Origin of the sequence: Pseudoalteromonas sp. 5Ae-yellow (genome assembly GCF_014077565.1) — a bacterium.
GTDB lineage: Bacteria > Pseudomonadota > Gammaproteobacteria > Enterobacterales > Alteromonadaceae > Pseudoalteromonas.
This window is the reverse complement of the sequence record NZ_JACGWD010000004.1, coordinates 92,399-111,868: the sequence shown is the minus strand read 5'-3', so window position 1 is coordinate 111,868 and position 19,470 is coordinate 92,399. Positions and strand designations below refer to the sequence as shown.

20 protein-coding genes are annotated in these 19,470 nt (G+C 39.2%); 6 read left to right on the top strand and 14 right to left on the bottom strand.

Translation table 11 applies throughout. The features are described 5' to 3' along the window. Window positions 1–174: 174 nt before the first annotated feature. Both H4J63_RS02285 and H4J63_RS02280 read right to left on the bottom strand, forming a co-directional pair. A complete protein-coding gene (locus H4J63_RS02285; protein ID WP_182194280.1) occupies window positions 175–1,512 on the bottom strand; it encodes an ankyrin repeat domain-containing protein in 1,338 nt (445 codons plus the stop codon). Window positions 1,513–1,742: 230 nt separating this feature from the next. Next, window positions 1,743–2,336, bottom strand: coding sequence for a phospholipid-binding protein MlaC (locus H4J63_RS02280; RefSeq protein ID WP_182194277.1), 594 nt, complete (start codon window positions 2,334–2,336; stop codon window positions 1,743–1,745). A 244-nt stretch (window positions 2,337–2,580) separates the two neighbouring features. Between H4J63_RS02280 and H4J63_RS02275 the strand changes: the two genes are divergently transcribed. Both H4J63_RS02275 and H4J63_RS02270 read left to right on the top strand, forming a co-directional pair. After that, window positions 2,581–3,117 (top strand): acyloxyacyl hydrolase, encoded by a 537-nt coding sequence (locus tag H4J63_RS02275; protein WP_101163303.1) that lies wholly within the window; start codon window positions 2,581–2,583, stop codon window positions 3,115–3,117. A gap of 126 nt (window positions 3,118–3,243) precedes the next feature. Further along, window positions 3,244–3,390, top strand: coding sequence for a DUF2897 family protein (locus H4J63_RS02270; protein ID WP_182194274.1), 147 nt, complete (start codon window positions 3,244–3,246; stop codon window positions 3,388–3,390). 52 nt (window positions 3,391–3,442) lie between these two features. Here H4J63_RS02270 and H4J63_RS02265 read toward each other — a convergent pair whose 3' ends face one another. Continuing rightward, a complete protein-coding gene (locus H4J63_RS02265; protein WP_138489349.1) occupies window positions 3,443–4,813 on the bottom strand; it encodes a YjiH family protein in 1,371 nt (456 codons plus the stop codon). Window positions 4,814–4,879: 66 nt separating this feature from the next. Then, window positions 4,880–5,941 carry an outer membrane protein assembly factor BamC gene (bamC, locus tag H4J63_RS02260; RefSeq protein ID WP_182194271.1) on the bottom strand — a complete coding sequence of 354 codons (1,062 nt, stop codon included), beginning with the start codon at window positions 5,939–5,941 and terminating at the stop codon, window positions 4,880–4,882. 368 nt (window positions 5,942–6,309) lie between these two features. Between bamC and H4J63_RS02255 the strand changes: the two genes are divergently transcribed. Continuing rightward, window positions 6,310–6,843 (top strand): glycine cleavage system protein R, encoded by a 534-nt coding sequence (locus H4J63_RS02255; protein ID WP_007583906.1) that lies wholly within the window; start codon window positions 6,310–6,312, stop codon window positions 6,841–6,843. A gap of 11 nt (window positions 6,844–6,854) precedes the next feature. Continuing rightward, on the top strand, window positions 6,855–7,334 hold the full coding sequence (bcp, locus tag H4J63_RS02250) for a thioredoxin-dependent thiol peroxidase (RefSeq protein WP_002963124.1): 480 nt from the start codon (window positions 6,855–6,857) through the stop codon (window positions 7,332–7,334). A gap of 278 nt (window positions 7,335–7,612) precedes the next feature. Here the strand turns inward: bcp and H4J63_RS02245 are convergent, their stop codons facing one another. The 4 genes from H4J63_RS02245 to queE form a co-directional block, all read right to left on the bottom strand. Next, window positions 7,613–8,140, bottom strand: a complete 528-nt coding sequence (locus tag H4J63_RS02245; protein WP_182194268.1) for a hypothetical protein — start codon at window positions 8,138–8,140, stop codon at window positions 7,613–7,615. Then, the gene (locus H4J63_RS02240) at window positions 8,109–9,035 is read right to left on the bottom strand and encodes a hypothetical protein (RefSeq protein ID WP_182194266.1); all 927 of its coding nucleotides are present in this window, start codon (window positions 9,033–9,035) and stop codon (window positions 8,109–8,111) included. Before H4J63_RS02240 ends, H4J63_RS02245 begins: the two co-directional genes overlap by 32 nt. Window positions 9,036–9,406: 371 nt before the next feature. Continuing rightward, a complete protein-coding gene (locus H4J63_RS02235) occupies window positions 9,407–10,150 on the bottom strand; it encodes a class I SAM-dependent methyltransferase (protein ID WP_182194263.1) in 744 nt (247 codons plus the stop codon). 299 nt (window positions 10,151–10,449) lie between these two features. Next, a complete protein-coding gene (queE, locus tag H4J63_RS02230) occupies window positions 10,450–11,115 on the bottom strand; it encodes a 7-carboxy-7-deazaguanine synthase QueE (protein WP_002960417.1) in 666 nt (221 codons plus the stop codon). Between the two features lie 145 nt (window positions 11,116–11,260). Here queE and queC point away from each other — a divergent pair, with 145 nt between their 5' ends. Further along, complete coding sequence (gene queC, locus H4J63_RS02225) at window positions 11,261–11,917, top strand: 7-cyano-7-deazaguanine synthase QueC (RefSeq protein ID WP_002960416.1); 657 nt, start codon at window positions 11,261–11,263, stop codon at window positions 11,915–11,917. A gap of 87 nt (window positions 11,918–12,004) precedes the next feature. Here queC and H4J63_RS02220 read toward each other — a convergent pair whose 3' ends face one another. After that, window positions 12,005–12,454, bottom strand: a complete 450-nt coding sequence (locus H4J63_RS02220) for an isoprenylcysteine carboxylmethyltransferase family protein (protein ID WP_024598358.1) — start codon at window positions 12,452–12,454, stop codon at window positions 12,005–12,007. A 198-nt stretch (window positions 12,455–12,652) separates the two neighbouring features. Between H4J63_RS02220 and H4J63_RS02215 the strand changes: the two genes are divergently transcribed. Further along, a complete protein-coding gene (locus tag H4J63_RS02215) occupies window positions 12,653–12,895 on the top strand; it encodes a hypothetical protein (RefSeq protein WP_010553668.1) in 243 nt (80 codons plus the stop codon). Window positions 12,896–12,899: 4 nt separating this feature from the next. Here the strand turns inward: H4J63_RS02215 and H4J63_RS02210 are convergent, their stop codons facing one another. From H4J63_RS02210 to H4J63_RS02190, 5 genes are all read right to left on the bottom strand, one after another. Further along, on the bottom strand, window positions 12,900–13,922 hold the full coding sequence (locus H4J63_RS02210) for a hypothetical protein (protein ID WP_182194260.1): 1,023 nt from the start codon (window positions 13,920–13,922) through the stop codon (window positions 12,900–12,902). Window positions 13,923–14,023: 101 nt separating this feature from the next. Beyond that, window positions 14,024–14,704, bottom strand: a complete 681-nt coding sequence (locus tag H4J63_RS02205; RefSeq protein WP_182194257.1) for a tRNA (adenine(22)-N(1))-methyltransferase TrmK — start codon at window positions 14,702–14,704, stop codon at window positions 14,024–14,026. Then, window positions 14,705–15,643, bottom strand: coding sequence for a class I SAM-dependent methyltransferase (locus H4J63_RS02200; protein ID WP_182194254.1), 939 nt, complete (start codon window positions 15,641–15,643; stop codon window positions 14,705–14,707). 2 nt (window positions 15,644–15,645) lie between these two features. Beyond that, the gene (gene uvrB, locus H4J63_RS02195; protein WP_182194251.1) at window positions 15,646–17,640 is read right to left on the bottom strand and encodes an excinuclease ABC subunit UvrB; all 1,995 of its coding nucleotides are present in this window, start codon (window positions 17,638–17,640) and stop codon (window positions 15,646–15,648) included. Continuing rightward, the gene (locus H4J63_RS02190; protein ID WP_182194249.1) at window positions 17,637–19,016 is read right to left on the bottom strand and encodes an MATE family efflux transporter; all 1,380 of its coding nucleotides are present in this window, start codon (window positions 19,014–19,016) and stop codon (window positions 17,637–17,639) included. Before H4J63_RS02190 ends, uvrB begins: the two co-directional genes overlap by 4 nt. Window positions 19,017–19,470: the final 454 nt, after the last annotated feature.

Below are 19,470 nucleotides of genomic sequence, written 5' to 3'. Positions count from 1 at the left end.
GCTTCCTTCAGACCCCACCGTTGGCCAGTGACGCCCTTGCCATTCAGATTATCTTCCCCTTAGTCAGGGTAATAAGGCATCTTTCAGCCTATCGGGTTTGCCAGCTTCGCTGGGCAAACAAAAAACGCGCTTAAATTGCTTTAAGCGCGTTTTTTATTAACTTTTTAAAAGTGACTAAACCAAATCACTCAAGGCTGCTAGTACCACAATACTCGCCAACCCTATTTGAGCAATTAAGCTAATAAACGAAAAGCCCCTAAGCACAAATAAACCCCAAGGATGTTTAATATGTGGATATAACGCACAGCGTTTTAAAGTGGTCGCAAAGAAAAAACAAATCACTGCAACCATGGTTAAACCCAGCGTCAGCTCGCTTTTAATTGAGAGTGTTTCATCAAAAAAGAAGAACAACTGCAAAGGCAGCAATATAGTGACAATAGCGTGCAGCACATGTACTTTTTTAATACGATCAAACTGCCCTTCCGGCGAAAGCTCTTTAATACCAAAGTCACGCTCTAAGCATTTAACTAAGTTATTGGCTTTAATACTAACCGCCAAACGGTAACAACTTAAGCCTTCTTTATTGCGCGCTCTAAAGTTATAACCCGCTTTAATTAACAGCACCATTAACGATTCATTTTTAGCAAATACAGCGTAATGAAGCGCTGTATTACCTAAATTATCAACCGCTTTTTTATCTTGCTTTGCAAGTAGCGTTTCAACCACATTTACATAGCCTTTTTCGGCGGCCCACATGAAGGCTGTTTTATTGTTCTCGTCAGCAAGAACGCCTGTGGCGCCTTGTTCAATAAAACGCATGGCCATTGTTTGCTTGGCTGTTTTTTTACGTAAGTGCGTTAATAATGCTTTTTCTAGCAGTACAACAGAGTCAACATCAGGAGAAACCTGTGTAAGCAACGTAAAGTAGTCTTTACCCGCCGCTACTTTTTCGCTAGCAAGTTCAGAAAGAGTATCTAAATCAGCAATAGACTCTGGAATAAACGCACTTAAGCGCTCTCTAAAATCAACTTCTTTCCAAAGGGCTAATGTATCTTTTGCCGAAAGTTTACTTTTATTATTTAGCGCATGCTCAATTAACGTGAAATAGCGTTTACTAAAAAACAAATCGACTAAAGACAGTGGCGTATCTATGGTATTTTGCGCAGCCACACTTGCGTATTTTTCAAGGCGTTGGCACAACATAAGCACTAAGCTTTCAGGGGTGTATTCATTATCGTAGTAATGGCTTTTAACCGCACTAATATACGCTTGTGCGTCTTCGTCATATTCAGAGATATGTTGAAAGTAACATTCTTCAAATGGTTCTAGCGGGGTTAGCCATGCCAAATAATAAATAGGCGGTAACACGGTGGTGCATACACCATCGTCTTCATTTGTAGAACGACAAGCAGGCCAAGCTTCCAAAGCATCTAAAATAAAGGCACCGTTTTGTTCTACCAGTCCTTTAATAAGTAATGGGTATTCCTTTGGCCAAATCAGTACATTTTCCATTAAAACAACACAACTCCAGTGTGGCTTGGGGGTGGTAAGTTATATCAGTTTTTAGCTGACACCACGCTTAATCAAAGTGTCGATATTCTAGCACACCTTTGTTTTGCTGCTAGCGCAAAATTACGCAATAGCAACAATCCTTTACTTACAAATATAAAAACGGCCAAGTACATAAGTAATTGGCCGTTTTTGAGGTTGGAGTTGGGCTTAATCAGAGCCAGACAAATAGTCTATTTACTTTTTAACTCGCTAATAACTTGATCTAAACCCACTTCAGAAATACGTTGAATAATCTCTTTTTGCTTAGCACTTAATAGTGAAATGCCTTCGGCAACAATATCGTATACTTTCCACTCATCATTTTTACCTAAACGAAGCTTAAAACTTAAGTCGATTGTAGGCGCATTTGGCTCAATAATTTGTGTATTAACTGTTGCGTACTCAGAGTCACTTTTTGCGTTATTACGCTCAAATACTACTTTTTGACCTGTGTACTTCATTAGTGCACCAGCGTATGTGCCTGTTAAGTAATGCTCTACTGCATCTATAAATTGAACAGCCTGCTCGCGCTCAATGCCTTTAATGTGTTTACCTAATAATTTAAACGACACAAACTTAACATCAATATGTGGCATTAAACGTTTTTCAACAATGGCAGCCATCGCTTCTTTGCTTGCTGTGCCTTTTGAATTTACTTGGCCAATGTCTGCAAATAGCTTATCGGCTACTGATTCAAGTAACTGATCTGGCGATTGCTGAGTTTGTGCAAATAACGAACTACTAAAAAAAGCAGTGGCTAAAACGATTAGTTTAAAGAGTTTCATAATTGTATATGTCTGTGTGATTAAGATGGCTTTAGTTTACGCGAACTATACGCAATAAAAAAGGCACAAATAAGCAACTTATTAATGCCCAAAACGCACCAATAAAATAACTAAAATAAATTCAAGCAGTTAGAAACCACCGTTAACAGCTCATATACAACCGGCATTTTGTCCTCATTGTAATTGTTAATAGGTCGCCCTTATCATTTAGTTATCACTTGAATCAGACAAACATTTGGCACCTATGAAAACGTCACTTAAAACACTTATTATTTCTTTTGTATTAGTAGTTTCACTTTTTGGCAAACTTGCTTTTGCTCAATCGAACCACGGTTATGCCGTTGATTTTCTCAAAGGCGAAGGTAACGTAAACGGCGTTAAGCTTGCGTATCAGTATCATGCACCTAGCATGCAAAATATAATTGGTGATGCACGCTTTTACTTTGAAACCAGCGTAAATATGTGGGAATACCGCCACGGCGATGAAACACAATCAAACCTAGTACTTGCTATGTCACCTGTGCTGCAATTTCCTGCCTTTAGTTTTAACAACACCCCATTTTATGTAGAGGCAGGGATTGGTGTATCACTGATTGATGAAACGCAGTTTGCCGGTAAAAACATAAGTACTCACTACCAGTTTGAAGACCGCATAGGCCTTGTTGCCGACTTTGGTCATACTAACGTTGCCCTTAGAGTTATTCACTATTCAAACGCAGGCTTTAAAGAGCCAAACCCAGGGCTTAACTTTTTAACGCTTTCGGTAGCTAGACGTTTTTAAGGTTATTGATTGTGTTTAAAGTTATTGATTGCGTTTAAAATTATTGATTGTGTTTTGAGTAATTTAATTGCTGTTATAGCGTAAAACGGTCACACTTAAACGTACTAAATATTAAGTGATACTGCGATGCAAACTTGGCATATTGTAATTATTGTCGCTGTTGTTCTTGCCATTATCATTGGTAATATTGCGCTGATTAGACTCTCTGCAAAACAGGAGTTTATAAAGCCCAACGCCAATATAAAAAATACAACAAACACAAAAAAGCCCTGATCAATCAGGGCTTTTTCAAAAATACCAACTCGCTAAATATATTTTTGCTAATTTAGCCTACTAGCCAATGCGCCATTAGCGCAATAACAGGTAAAGTAATTAGCGTTCGCAAAATAAATATAATAAATAGCTCTAAAATATTTACCGGTATTTTACTGCCAAGTAAAAGTGCACCTACCTCAGACATATAAATAAGCTGAGTTACACTCATTGCGGCAATAATAAAGCGCGTTACATCACTTTCAATAGTCCCTGCTGCTAATATTGACGGAATAAACATATCAGCAAAACCAACCATAATAGTTTGCGACGCAGCGGCTGCTTCGGGTACTTGCAATAGCTCTAAAAATGGCACAAACGGCATACCTAAATACTGAAATATAGGCGTATGCTCAGCAATGATCAGTGCAAATGTGCCTACCGCCATTACTACAGGTAACACACCAAACACCATATCAAGCGCATTATGTACGCCCTCTTTTATAGTGCCTTTAACACCCGTTGAGTTATCAGCTTTTGCTAATGCAACATCTAACGAATGCCCAAATAAAGTTTTATGACCCGGAATTGTTTCAGCGTCTCTATCTGGCTCAGTGCCATCAATGAGTAAGTCTTTTTTAAAGCGCAGTGGCGGTAATCGCGGCACAATAATAGCGGCAACAATACCGGCTAAACATACCGTTGCGTAAAACGGTGCAAATAGGTATTCAAGTTTAACTTGCCCAAGCACCACTAAACTAAATGTAATTGAAACCGCTGAAAACGTAGTACCAATAATAGCCGCTTCGCGTTGTGTATAATGCTTTTGATCGTACTGCCTTGCAGTCATCAAAATACCCACACTGCCATCACCTAACCACGATGCAGTACAGTCAACCGCACTTCTACCTGGTACACCAAATACAGGGCGCATTACTTTGGTCATTAACGTACCAGCAAGCTCTAATAGACCAAAGTTAATTAATAGCGGCAGTAATAAGCCCGCTAAAATAAATACCGAAAACAACACTGGCAATAAGTCATTTAATACCAGCGCGCCAGTATTGGCCGAGGTAATCATCTCGCTGCCTAAGCTTAAGTACGTCATTAAACCAAACGCCATACCAAATAAGCGCACCACCAGCCATGTCCAGCTCACATCAAATAAATGCTTTAACAAAGGTGAGTTACATATAGCGGCGGGTTTAAACACTTTAGTAATTACAGAAATAACCCCTGTAATGCAAATAATGAGAGTAATAATTGCTTGAGCAGAGCCAAGCATCATTGCTTGAACCGCTTTTGCCATAACGGCAATAGGAATGGTCATCCCTTGCGAAGTACTAATGGGTGTCATAAATAAAAACACACCAATTAACGAAGGAACCAAAAAAGTAAACCAAGTGCGCCACGTATAGTGTGAACGTTCAGGTAGCTGAGACATATTGTTTAACCTATAAAAACCACAAAAAGAGCATAGCGCTCTTTTTATGGTAAAACTTATTATTATTTAAATTTTAATGCCGCGCTGAATGAGTGCTGCTTCTAATGCTTGTTGTAAACCATTCATAGTACCTGGCTCAAGCGTTTCGCCTTTATCATCCATCCACGTTAAGCTAGTACCGCCTTCTTTAGTTTTACTTACTAAAATTTGATATTGGCCTTCATCAATAGGTAGTTGAGCTACGTCATCACCCCAAATTGAATCCCAAACGCTTGTTTCTGGTTTAGTATAATCTGCAGTAATTAAGCCCGTATCTGGGTTAATTTCAACAATAGAGAACGACAAGCGCTCTAAAAAACCAGAGAAGCGGTCAAACACAGCTTCGTAAGATTGCTCAGTTACAAGTGCTGCATTACCTTTGTTATCAAAGCCCATTTCAAGAGAAATAATACCTTGGCGTTTACGCATATCAACTTCAAGTTGACGGTAACGGTAATCAAACTCGCTCACTACTTGGTTAAGCGCACGTACTTCTAACTGCTGCTTTAACAAATCAGTAAGTGTATGGTCGCCTTTAAAATCTATCAGCTCTACACGTAAAGACGCAGTACGCTGATGTGACTTTTCTTCAATAGTGAATCTAAACTTTTCTAAGTCATCGTTAACTTCATCGCCCCACCACCAAAAGCTTTCTTCTGTTTTGATGATTGAGTACCAATCAGTTTCAATAATACCAAGTAGTTTATCTTCTTTAGTAGTTGCCGCATTATTATCAGCTAGGACAGATTTAATCGTATCCCAAAGAAATTCATCTAAATCAGCAATGCCATCGTTTTTATCAAAATAAATACGCGCTTGTTTATCTGTCTCTTCTACCCAACTGCCTTTCGCAATTGTTAATACTTGTGCCGGTGGGCGGTAATTTGTAGCTTCAGGATTATTGTCGTATTGACCTACATCCATTTTATAAACTGGGTCTTGAGCTGGTTGAGATAACGACGCTGGTGCTTTTACAGGCTCATGCGTACGATAGTTACGCTCGTCATGTGCCTTATTAATAAATACACTACACCCTGATAAACTTACCAATACACTTACTGCAAGTGCTTTTGGGATCCAATACTGCACAGATATTTCTCCTTAGCATACCCTTTAATTGTTTTAACAAATATATGAGTGGGTAATACCGATTTGGTTCAGTGTAAAATCAATATTAACTTTACATTTATTATTTGGCTGCCTAAATGCAATAAAGTTCAGCACTTCAACTTAGTAAGCAACTAAGCGCAAATAAGCGCAAATAAGCAAATTTTAGCTATGGTACTTTCCCGTGCCAGTAAAAACAAGAAACACCGCACTTTAAAAGCGCTTAATTAGCGTGTGCTGTAGTTTAGAGCCCTTTTTGTGTTAAACTTCGCCGCCGTGCAACTTCTCGTGTGTATTTTTGGTGTTGCCAACTCGGTTGATATAATCCAAGTAACAAGGTATTTGAACTCATGACTGCATTTTCAAATCATCAAATTGTTTTAACAGCGATTGGCGAAGACAGACCCGGTATTGTAAGTGAACTAACCCAACTGGTTAGCGATTGCCACTGCAACATTATTGACAGCCGTATTGCTATTTTAGGCTGCGAATTTACCTTCATAATGCTACTTAGCGGCGACATGTCGGCAATAAGCCGCATAGAGCACGTACTGCCCACTAAAGCCATGGAACTTGGCCTGCTAACCATGATGAAGCGTACAGCAAGTCATACTCCTAGCGAGTTTTGTGCAGGTTACACCCTAGAATACACAGGCATAGACACCCCTGGTACATTGAGCAAAGTAACGCGCTTTTTTGCCGACAATAATATTAGTATTTGCTCACTTAAGTCAGACACTTATTCTCAAGAAGACAACATTAAAATGCGTTGTGAACTTGAATTCAACATACCTGTTGATGTAGATATAGATCAATTTAAAATTAGTTTTGAGAGCCTTTCTCACACACTAAACGTAGATTATATTTTTAAACGAATTCGTTAAGGATGCTAAACATGAACACAATTAGTCCATTACAAGCTGGCGATACTGCACCCGCTTTTAGCCTACAAAACCAAAACGACGAAACAGTAACATTAAGCGAGCTGTTAAAAGAGCAACAAGTGCTTGTGTACTTTTACCCTAAAGCGTCAACGCCGGGTTGTACTGTACAAGCCGAAAACCTACGCGATGAGCAAGCACAGCTTGCTAAATTTAACACCCGCGTTGTAGGTATTAGCCCAGATCCAATTAAGCGCCTTAAAAACTTTGAAACTAAAAAAGAGCTTAACTTTGATTTATTAGCCGATGAAGACCACGCCATTGCAGAAGCATTTGGTGTATGGGGCTACAAAAAGTTTATGGGTAAAGAGTACGATGGTATTCACCGCCTGACATTTTTAGTAGGCCAAGACGGTAAAATAAAACACCTATTTGATAAGTTTAAAACTAAAGATCATCATCAAGTAGTGTTGGATTATTTAGCTGCAGAATAAGTTTGTGGCAGAATAAGCTAGCGGCTAAGTAAGTTAGCTACCAGCTATTAGACAAATACAGAAAAGCGTTGCTCAAGGGCAACGCTTTTTTTATGCTAGTTATTAAACCTTAGATTTATAAGAGCATGCTCGAGGGATAAATAGGCAATCAATAATTTTGATGTATGAAGTCAAGATTTTATCCCTATGGTTTTAGGTTAAATTTATGGAGAATCCCTCAAGCCTCAATTGTTAATATTACGCCATCAATACAGTGAAAATACACAAGGCTATTAACACTATTTGCTATTGTTTTGTCTTTTCCCATTATTGATGATTAGTCTAAATTGTTGCGCTCTTTTAAAACCCTGAAACTGATCATATGCTGCATAAATTGCCAAGGAAATAACGCCCCCCCTGACTGACAAAAAGAGCCACTCTAAAAGGGTTGAATCCCCGTCAAACAAGCCAGCTCCCCCCTTAAACAGGGCATCTAAAAACAATAATAATATAATAAAAGCAGCGTTACTGATAACTTCATTTTTTAGATCTGTTAATTTTTCTACTGCAATCCCTATCTTTTTTTGATTACCTTTTAGCTCACTTACATCCTTTAACACACCTTCAATATAGTTAAACAACGCCCACGTTAACGCACTCGCGGCAGCCACAAAGTAAGGGAAAACTGCCAATACAGTATCAAATAACTTTTTTGCAGCCCCATTAGTCATATGCAAAACAGCGAAACATAGAATTAAAGACGCCAAGATATATAAACCAATTAATAATGGTTTTTTAACTTTTACCCATATGTTTAATTGTCGCATAAACTTCAGCACCTAAATTTGACTCTTTATAATTTAAGGTATGCACAGAGTCTGCTTTTTCACCTAACTCCATTTGAGAATCATCAGTTTCATTCTCACTTTCAATAGACGGTAGACTTACTGTATCAATATTTTCATTACTACTATGCGCCTTCTTGCCGCCTCGCTCACCTTCTGTGACAACACTCCAACTACCTTCGCCTTCTGCAATATACTCTAGATAGTTAGATACAGGTGACTCTGGTACTTTTAAATCACCAGAGTCATTTTTCAAAGTAATATCTATCTCATCTTGCCCAAATATATCTTGCAATGCTTCAACCGCATCCCTTGCTTTTTGGTTTGTATCTAAAATATTTGGAGATATCAACTTAAACTCTAGCCTGTATATTTTACTTTTCGAACTTACAATGTTCCAAAACTTAGCTGACTCTGACTTACCTTCAATAAAAATACGATGGTTATAAGTAGCAAGTACTGGGTCAGTAAAGGCTGTCTGCAATGACCTAGCAATATGTTCAGGGTCGCCATATCGCCAATCTTTCCTAACAAATATGTGTTGCGTTTGTATATCAATTACTACTGATAACGGGATCCAGTTGTCATGCACCACTTCAACAATGTCACCTGGAATTTTTTCACCTGTTTGCTGTTTTTTTAGTTTTGCAATTTTCCCACAATAAAAACGTCCATTTGGAAAATCATATCCAAAAGACGGAACAAGTTCTTTAAACCCAAGTACGCTATAAAGAGCGCCTGCTGACTTAAACTCTCTATCATTCTTTATCGCTGGTAAAATTGCATGGCCTTTAACTGGTGGTATTGCTTTTGTATTAAGCGCTTTTTGCGCTTCTTCTACTAATGAGTAGCGTAAAATCAGGTACTCTTTATTCATTTTTATATTTCCTTATATGTATTATTATTTTTTGATAATACACACAAAGTAGACAGTTTAAAATCCTCTTGGAGGCAATACCAAATGGTAAAAATTTTGACCTCACACATCATAATTAATTAGTGCCTTGTTTTGCTATTTTTAACCATTTAACAATAACAGCCTTAGGGGTCAAATCTTGACTTCATACATCATAATTAATTAGCTGTTTATATTCGCCGAAACTTAAACAAGCTACTGTGTCGGATGGCGCTTCGCTTATCCGACCTACGTTTTCAAATATATAATGCGGGGTTATTGGGTGTGGGTATTGGCCGTGGGTATGGAGCTCGTTGGGTTTCGCTACGCTCTACCCAACGTACGTGTTTAACTTAAATTTTTACGCAGACAAAAATGGCGTTGCCTGAGCGCTGTGCCCATGGGGTTATTTTGTCGTAGTCATGTTCAAATATGTGAATTTCGAAGTACGGTTTTAAGGCTTCTTTAAGCTCGGTGTAACTAAAAGCAACCATTGGGTGCTCGTCGTGCCATACGAGAGTGTTGTCTGCGGTGGTTTTTTCTATGCTGAGTTTTAATAACTGTTTACTGCCAGTGCCACCGTAGTGCCAGCCAGATCGAAATGTGAAGAAGCTATTTTCGCTTGTTGCTGTGTACTCTACAAATGAATCGCTGTCGATTTTGTTTTTATCAACCGTGTTAAAGCAAAATATTCCACCTACGTTTAATGCATTGTGCACGCTAGCAAGGCACTCTTTTAACTTATCAATTCCGTCGCAGTAATGTATTGAATACAAAAAGCAGGTAATTAAATCCACGTGCTCAGTGACCTTAAATTCACTCATGTTTTGCAACGAAAATTGCGCTTCTGGGCAACGAACTTTTGCTTTATCGAGCATTGGCTGGTTTAAATCAAGCCCACTACTTTTATAGCCGTAATCAATAAAGTGGCGTACATGCGGGCCAGTGCCACACGCTAAATCAAGATGGGTGTTTGCACCATTACCAAAAATTTGGTGCAGCCTGTGAATAGAATTGCTTTGGGCTTGATAATCTATATCTGCGCACATTAAGTCGTAGTAATCAGAAAGGTCGGTGTAAAGCGCATTTGCGGACATATAAGCCTAGTGGTAAGTAGTAGAATATTTTTAAGTCGCGCATAGTAAACTAATTAGCACAATTAACGAAGAAGATATGAGCTTTGGGGTAGATGTAATTTAAGGCTATAAATTTTAGGCTATAAAGTTCAGGCTATAAAGTTCAGGCTATAAAGTACAGGACTGTCGGATGACGCTTCGCTTATCCGGCCTACGTATTTAAATATTATAGAGCGTTGTTATAAAACGGTGTGGAATTGGAGATTCGTTGGGTTTCGCTACGCTCTACCCAACATACGTACTATAACTTTAAACTGGCTTTAACTAATTCCTAAATACTTATGTACTTGTATTGATAGGCGCCAGTTTTTGGCAATACAGGTGTCGATTGCGAGTTTAGTTGCTGATACTTTTTGGCTAATTGGCTGTAAGTAAACAAGCTTAGGGTTAACGCCTGTTTTAGCAAATAATTCTTCTAGCTCTTCTACGTGTTTTTGCATCGCAACGGGGTGTTTTATCTCGTTTGCGCGCTTCATGGTGCTGGTTAGTACTTCGTAACCGCCGCGCATATTAATTTTTGGCGATACTGTTACCCATGTTTGCTCTGGGGCAAGTATTTCAAACGTGCCGCTGGTTTCTATTTGTGTGCTAAACCCGTGTTCGTGTAATAAGTTACAGACTGGATTTAAGTCAAACATACATGGCTCGCCGCCGGTAATTACTACATGCTTTGCGGTATACCCACGTGATTGAAACAACGCTAAAATTTGCTCTGCACTGGCGTTAGCCCAATGATCTGAGTCGGCTTTTTTTTCTACGGTTTCGTCCAGCGATACTTTATATACATTATCAACATCCCACGTTTGCTTGGTGTCGCACCAAGAACAGCCTACTGGGCAGCCTTGCAGGCGCAAAAATATTGAAGGTGTGCCAGTAAAACTTGCTTCACCTTGGATGGTTTCAAACACTTCATTAATTTTGTACAAAAGAAATCTCACTTACTACCTAGCAGCCACATTGCTACTATTAAAAAACCAAAAAGCGCTGTGCAAAAATTGTTATTTAAGCTGCGGCCGTGTAGTATATCGCGCCCTGATATAAACCTCTATTAAAACTAAGAGCAAAACAGATATGACGCAAAAAGTAGTTGTTATTTATTCCGGCGGTATGGACTCATTTACCGTATTAAATAAAGCCCTGCAACAAGGCCATGATGTATATGCCCTATCATTTGACTATGGTCAGCGTCATGTAAAAGAGCTTAAAGTAGCAGCAAGTGTGTGTGAAAAATTAAACGTTCCACATAAAATTGTTGATATTTCGGCGATTAACCAGCTTATTGGTGGCTCATCTCTTACTGATGATATTGACGTGCCAGAAGGCCATTACGAAGAAGAAAGCATGAAAAGTACGATTGTTCCTAATCGTAATATGATTTTGCTCTCGCTTGCGGTTGGTTACGCGGTATCACTTAAAGCTAGCCAAGTTTATTACGGTGCTCATTCTGGGGATCATGCTATTTACCCCGACTGCCGTCCTGAATTTGTGCAAAAAATGGATGATGTGTGCCGTATTGCTAACTACGACGCTGTAGAAATTTTTAGCCCATACTTAAACAATACTAAAATTGGTATTTTAACCGACGGTATTGAAATGGGTTTAGATTACAGCCAAACGTGGACTTGTTATAACGGCCGTGAAAAGGCCTGTGGTAAATGTGGCGCGTGCCAAGAACGCCTTGAAGCATTTGCACTAAATAACATTACAGACCCGTTAGAATACGAATAAGCAGCAATTAATTAGTAATACAGTTGCTACAAATAAAAAAGGCTATCATCGATAGCCTTTTTTGTTTGTTTAATTTTAACGTAGAGATTACAACCAGCGTTTTACGCGCGCTTTGTAAGCGGTAAACTCTTCGCCAAATAATTTAGTGAGCGCTCGCTCCTCGGGTATTATTTGAAAAAACGTTAAATACGCAATAAACCCGATAATACATAAAAGTGCCCACAATGAGCTCAACCAAATACCCCACCCTGCTAAAATAAATGCAAAACCCACATACATTGGGTTACGCGAAATTTTATAAATGCCGCTCGTAATAAGTTTTGACGCTTGCTCAGGCTTACTAGGGTTTACTGTGGTGTTTGCTATTTTAAAACTCACCACCCCTGCAATACAAAAAACACACCCTATAATAACCAAACTTGCTGCTAAGTAGGTAATAAATGCGGTGAAATCAATAACACTGTAATGCGCAATAAGCGCCATTATGCCTGCAAAAAACAGCACAACAATAACGGGAGGTATTTTATTATTTAACATGGCAACTCACTGTATTGGCTAAAGTATGTTTATTTATGCAGCCATTAAACAATATCTTAAGTGTATAAATGATGAACACACTCAAAGCTGAGCTTAATTAAGCTATACAAATTAAGTTACAATTGTCAGCTTTATCATAAGCGCTTAAAGGTTATACTTTAACCATAAACGAATAATAAAATGATAAGGAATGAGGTTATGTCTGGAACTACGATGATTGTACTTATTGTGCTAATTTCGGTTGGCTCAGGAGTGGTTTACGATATGTATAAAAAGCATCTTGAGTTTAAGCATAAAATGCAAAACAACAACAGCGATGCCCATAAACAATTAGCTGAAACAAACGCACAAGTGCTTGCATTAAAAGAGCGTGTACAAACACTTGAGGCTATTGTTACTGATTCAAGCTTTAACGTTAAAGATGAAATTAATAAACTTTAAGTTGTTATAGGTAATTTGGATATAAATGTGCATTTTCTGGCTGCTCAATGCCGTGAGCAGCTAAAAACCCACCAATAGCTTGCCCGCAGCCCTGTGGTGCTCGCCCACTGTCTATCTCAAAGTTTAACTGATTAGCATGTTGCTTACCCACAGAGCAAAGCCCTACGGTACTTGGCGAGCGCATAGCGATACTTAGGTTACCTATTTGTTCAACCACTACGTGCTTACTAAAACGGGCAAAACCTTTGTATTTAAACTGCTCGTTTACGTAGTCGTTACTTGTAGCCACCAATGCCGCAATTAAGCCGTGTAAAAAACTATTAGCGGATGAGTCTGCTGTTAAAAACGCAATCGTTTTTTTATTAAACTCACTAAGCTGGCAATCCTCACACAACAGCTCAACAGTATATAAATGTTGCTCGGCTACTTGCTGCTGACTTTTAAGCTCAATACTTTTTCCTGCAAATACAATACGTTTAAGCACTTCATCAACGTTACTTGTAATCGCTTCGCTTTTAACAAGTTCAGGGTTTTGCGCCATTACAGGTAAGTCGTGGTGATTGTTAAATGGCGTGCTTGTTGCGCCGCTTTGCATTAACTGAAAAAGTTCTCTTACTTCATGTTCTCGCGCTACTTTTAACGCTAAAAATGCAGTTTGGATAAGTTCTGAAGTAGGTAGGTTTTCCTCTACAATCCAGCGTCTGCCAAATAATAGTTTTTTAGCTTTGGCTTCATTAGTAGATGCGATTTTTTGGTAGTTATCAGGGCTCAGCACTGCTACTTGCAGGTAAATTTCTTCACCTTTTTGTGCAGCAAGCACTCTAAAGTGAGCCGAAAATTCAATACTCTCAAGTACTTCGTTTACGCTTTGAAGCGTGTGCTTGTAACGTAAAAAATGCTGTGGCACCACCCAATTACTATTAGCCAATTGCACAAGGGGTGCATAAGAAATAGGTTGCTCGTAACTGTGTTGCCATTTTTGCTCATTGCTAAGCAAATGATTAATGTGACTCTTGTTATCTGACATAAATAAACCAAATAAACTCGCGTTGTGCGATATAAACTATGAACACATTACGTCATCAATGTCGTAATTAGATCACATGTACGCCCTACTTTTGGGCTTTTTTAACTATCGGTGAGTTCTTGATAGTCTGTTATAACTTTTTGATAGTATGGCTTATCTTTATTGAGCATTTTATTATAATGATTTATGAGTTGCCGTTGGTACATAGCGTGCTCTGTACTAGCAAAGTCCCACATTTTGTTGCCGGTATGGCTAATCTCAATATTGGTACTAAAGCTCACTTCAATCACTTCATAAAAACGTTTGTTGTCGTAAACTATTTGCTCACTTATAAGCCCTAAACCAAGTTGTTTTAAACCCACTCGCAACTTATAAGTGTGATGCACGGGGCATAAAATAAACCGAACATTATTTAAATGCTCCACTGCGTTATTAGCAATAATTTGTTGTACTAAACTTAACAACAGCTCACCGCCAACACCTGCTATTACAACTACTTGGCTTTTACTTTGAGCAATTTCAATTTTGCCTACATCCTGACATAAGACCTGCCACTGCGGGTTTTTATCACAGGTTTTTTGTAATTTATTAATAGATGATAATTGCGCTTCTAAATCGTTCATTAAAGTGGCGACTATATCTACAAAAATAACCTGGTTTGCAGCTGCGCGTTTTAATAGCGCCATGCCTAAATAACCATGGTCGCAGCAACAATCCCAAATAATATCATGATGCTGCGAAATTAATGTATCAATGGCAGTTAGGCGTTTACTGAGCTTCATTTAAGCAGGTGTTTGTGACGTTTTATAGACAAGCGCTTTTAAACTTTTGTCGCTATCGACTTCAATAAAACGCTCGGTGGGGGCTAGCCGCTCAACAAATTCAATTGCGCCTTGGGTGTTCTCGTTTATTAACGCTTTAAATGCATCTTCGCTAAGCTCTGGGCTATTCGCACATAATAGTAATTGTGTGGTATCGCAAAGTAGCTCTGGCAACCTGCGCAGCACTTTTTGATAGTCTTTAGTTAATATAAAGCTGCCTTTTTGAAAGCTTGGCGGATCAACTATTATTAAATCAAACGGGGCTGCTTTTTTTAGTTTTCCAAAGGATTTTAAAATATCGTGAGGTAAAAAACTTACGCCGCGCTCAAAACCATTTAGCTGATGGTTTTGCTTGCCGACTTTTAGCACGCCTTTGCTCATATCCATGTTCATCACATGATCTGCCCCGCCTTGCATGGCGGCAAGCGAAAACCCACATGTATATGAAAACAAATTAAGCACTTTGCCATGCTTGCTATTAGCCATTACAAATTCACGGCCACTGCGCATATCGGGAAATATTCCGGTATTTTGGCGGCTCTGTAAATCAACCAAAAAGCGAATGCCATTTTCGGTTACAACATGTGGATTAGGTAATTGCCCATAAACCACGGTGTTTTGGCTTTGTACGCCAGCACGCTGCTGGTACACAAGTGACGTAATAAGCTCAGGCTGTTTTTTTTGTGCCCACTGCCACACAACATTGGTGAGCTCGCTTAGTGTTTGCTCATCAATTTCATCGTACGAAACCAAAAATAAACTTGGCGGGTAAAAGTCTAAATTAATATGGCTTAATGCTTCGACGCTGTGGCCTCGGCCATGAAAAACACGACACAGTTCATTTTTTAAAATTGGCGCGTCTTCAAGCGCAGTAATAAGAGGTGTAAAGTTTGCTGTCATTTTTAATTAATCAACTGTTGTTGTAGTTCATGTATTTCATCGCGAACAGAGCCCGCTTTTTCAAATTCTAGGTCGCTTGCGTATGCATGCATTTTGGTTTCAAGCTGCTTAATTTGCACTGTAATTTCTTTCGCGCTAAGTACCTTTTTAGAATCTTTACGAATAAGTTTAAGGTTGTCTTTAGGGCCGGCCTCTTCGCCAACATCCATCGCATCAAGAATCTTTTTGGCTAGTGAATGCGGTTCAATACCGTGTTCAACATTATAAGCATGCTGAATTTCGCGTCGGCGCGCTGTTTCGTCCATGGCCTTGGCCATCGACTTTGTAATTTTATCACCGTATAAAATTGCGCGACCATCTAAGTGACGTGCAGCACGACCAATGGTTTGAATAATTGAACGCGCTGAGCGTAAAAAGCCTTCTTTGTCAGCATCAAGTATGGCTACTAGCGCTACTTCTGGCATATCCAAACCTTCTCGAAGTAAGTTAATGCCCACTAACACATCAAACACACCCGCACGTAAATCTCGAATAATCTCAACGCGCTCAACGGTATCTATGTCTGAATGTAAGTAACGCACTTTTACGCCATGCTCACTTAAGTAATCAGTTAAATCCTCAGACATACGTTTGGTCAATGTGGTTACCAGTACGCGTTCGCCCTTCTCTACACTTTTATAAATTTCTGATAGGAGGTCGTCAACCTGATCGCCCACTGGACGCACTTCAATAAGTGGGTCAAGCAACCCTGTTGGGCGAATTACTTGCTCTGCAATTGCGCCCACACAACGTTCTAATTCAAAGTCGCCAGGCGTTGCCGATACATAAATAGTTTGTGGTGAAATAGCTTCAAACTCTTCAAAGCGCAGCGGTCTATTATCCATTGCTGAGGGCATTCTAAAGCCATATTCAACTAAGTTTTCTTTACGGCTTCTGTCGCCTTTATACATTGCGCCAATTTGCGATACGGTTACGTGCGATTCATCAATAATCATCAATGCATCGTCTGGGAGATAATCAAGTAACGTAGGCGGCGGATCGCCTGGCGTGCGGCCAGATAGATAGCGGCTATAGTTTTCGATGCCAGAGCAATAACCTAGCTCTCGCATCATTTCCATATCGTATTGCGTACGCTGCGTTACGCGTTGCTCTTCTACTAATTTATTAGCACTTAGTAACTGGGCTCTTCGATCTTTTAGTTCTTCTTTTATTTTTTCGATAGCGCCAAGTATTTTTTCACGCGGGGTAACATAGTGCGTTTTAGGATAAATAGTAGCGCGCACTATGTGCTTTTCAATTGCACCGGTAAGCGGGTCAAAAATACTTAAGCGTTCTATTTCATCATCAAACATTTCTACACGTACAGCAAAAGTGTCTGATTCTGCTGGGAATATGTCAACTACTTCGCCACGTACACGGTATGTACCTCGGCTAAAATCTATATCATTACGGGTATATTGTATTTCAGCAAGACGGCGTAGCATGTCGCGTTGATCTACTTTTTCGCCCACTTTTAAAAGTAGCATCATTTTCATGTACGATTTAGGGTCACCCAAACCATAAATAGCCGATACCGATGCCACAATAATGGTGTCGCGACGCTCAAGCAATGCTTTGGTCGCACTTAAACGCATTTGCTCTATGTGCTCATTTATCGAAGCATCTTTTTCAATAAATGTGTCGCTAGATACAACATAGGCTTCTGGCTGGTAGTAATCGTAATACGATACAAAGTATTCAACCGCGTTTTTAGGAAAAAACTCTTTCATCTCGCCGTATAGCTGCGCAGCCAATGTTTTATTGTGCGCCATTATTATTGTTGGACGGTTTAAATCGCTAATAATATTGGCCATGGTAAAGGTTTTACCTGTACCGGTGGCACCTAATAACGTTTGGTGTGCAAGCCCCGCTTCTAACCCTTCGCATAGCTGTTTAATGGCGGTAGGCTGATCGCCTGCTGGTTTGAAATGTGATTTTAACTGAAAATGGTCGCTCAATTATTGCACTCCTGTAACGATTCGCCGCTCAGCGCTTCTAGTTTTTTCATAAACCATTTATATGCCACTATTGCTGTAAATAAATTACCTATGGCAGCGCCTATAAATAACCCTAATAATCCGGCTATTTCGTTGCCGATATAAGCAAATGGTACATAAAATATGAATAAACGAATAACGCTTAGTACCAATGCGTTCATTGGTTTGTGTAAAGCATTAAACGATGAGTTTGATAATATGATCACCCCTTGTAAGCCATAGCTTAGTGGGATGGTATAAATAAAGAGCTTAATTACATCTATTACGGCTTGTTCTTTACCAAATAATTGGCTTATAACACCTGAAAATGCAATTAGTAATACGTAAATGGCAAATTGCCATACCATCACAAATTTTAGTGTGCCGGTATACGCTTCTTTGACACGGCATAATTTGCCAGCCCCAAAGTTTTGACTCACAAATGGCGGTAATGTCATCGATAGCGCAAGCACTAATATACTTGCAATAGATTCTATCCGGCTTCCTACTCCAAATGCGGCCACGGCTTCTGGCCCATGATGCGCTACTAAGGCGGTCATTACAGCCATTGCAACGGGTGTAAGCATGTTTGCACCTGCAGCAGGTAAACCAATTTTTAATATTTTACGAATAGCGCCAGTTACAGTTTGCTTGCCCGCTTTGAGACTCAACAAACGTTTTTTAACCGCTAATATATATAAAATAATAACCACAGCGACCGACCATGCAACAACACTTGCTATGGCAGCGCCTTGAATTCCTAACGCGGGTACCGGCCCAAAGCCAAATATAAGTATTGGGTCAAGTACGGCGTTTATCAGCCCGGCTCCGCCCATTACTATACTTGGCGTTTTGGTATCACCACTGGCACGCAGTACCGAATTACCAATCATTGGGGTTATTAAAAATACGCTACCGATAAACCATACATTCATGTATTCGTGTATTAACGGCAATACTTGCGCGCCCGCTCCTAGCAAAGTAAATATGGGGTCAATCAGTAAATATCCAACAGATGACAACACAATAACCAGAACCAAACCAACCATTAAAGAAATACTGGCATCAAAACGTGCTTCATCAATTTTATTACTGCCGAGCGCTTTCGCTATTACTGCTGATGTACCGATCCCCAGCCCTATTGCTAAGCTGATAACGGTAAAAGTAACCGGAAATGTAAAGCTCACGGCAGCTAGTGGTTCGGTGCCAAGTAAGCTTATAAAAAAGGTGTCTACAATATTGAACATCATTAGTGTGATCATGCCGAATATCATCGGTATGGTCATCGTCTTTAATGTAGGCAAGATAGGATCGTTTAGTAAATCTGGGCGAGTCTGAGATTTTGAAATTGCGCGCATGAAATAAATAGGCCTCTTTTTACTGAACGAATCATTTTAAAGCATCAAGGCAGTTCAAGCCACGGATTTATCACCACAATTGATGTAATTACGTAAGTAAATATTCTAAAAAATAGTAAAACTTGGTTTTTACATCTTTTTGTTAAAATAGAGCCTAAACACGCCAAAAAACAATTAAAACACATTTTTATAACTTTTATTACAAACACCCTGTGTTATCTGATGCTTTTTTACACAAAGCAACTACTTGGTTTATCGTTACGAAAAAATTCATTCATGGAGTTACATCTATTAGCCACCAAAACATAACCCACTGTTTTACAATGAATAAAAAATAGTGATTTAAAAGCTTGAAATCGTTGTAGCACCCTAAAACATTGGTGCCGATGATGTTCTTAAAGTTTCATAAACAGAGTTATCCACAGAAACCGTGGATAACTCATTCAAAGCCGCA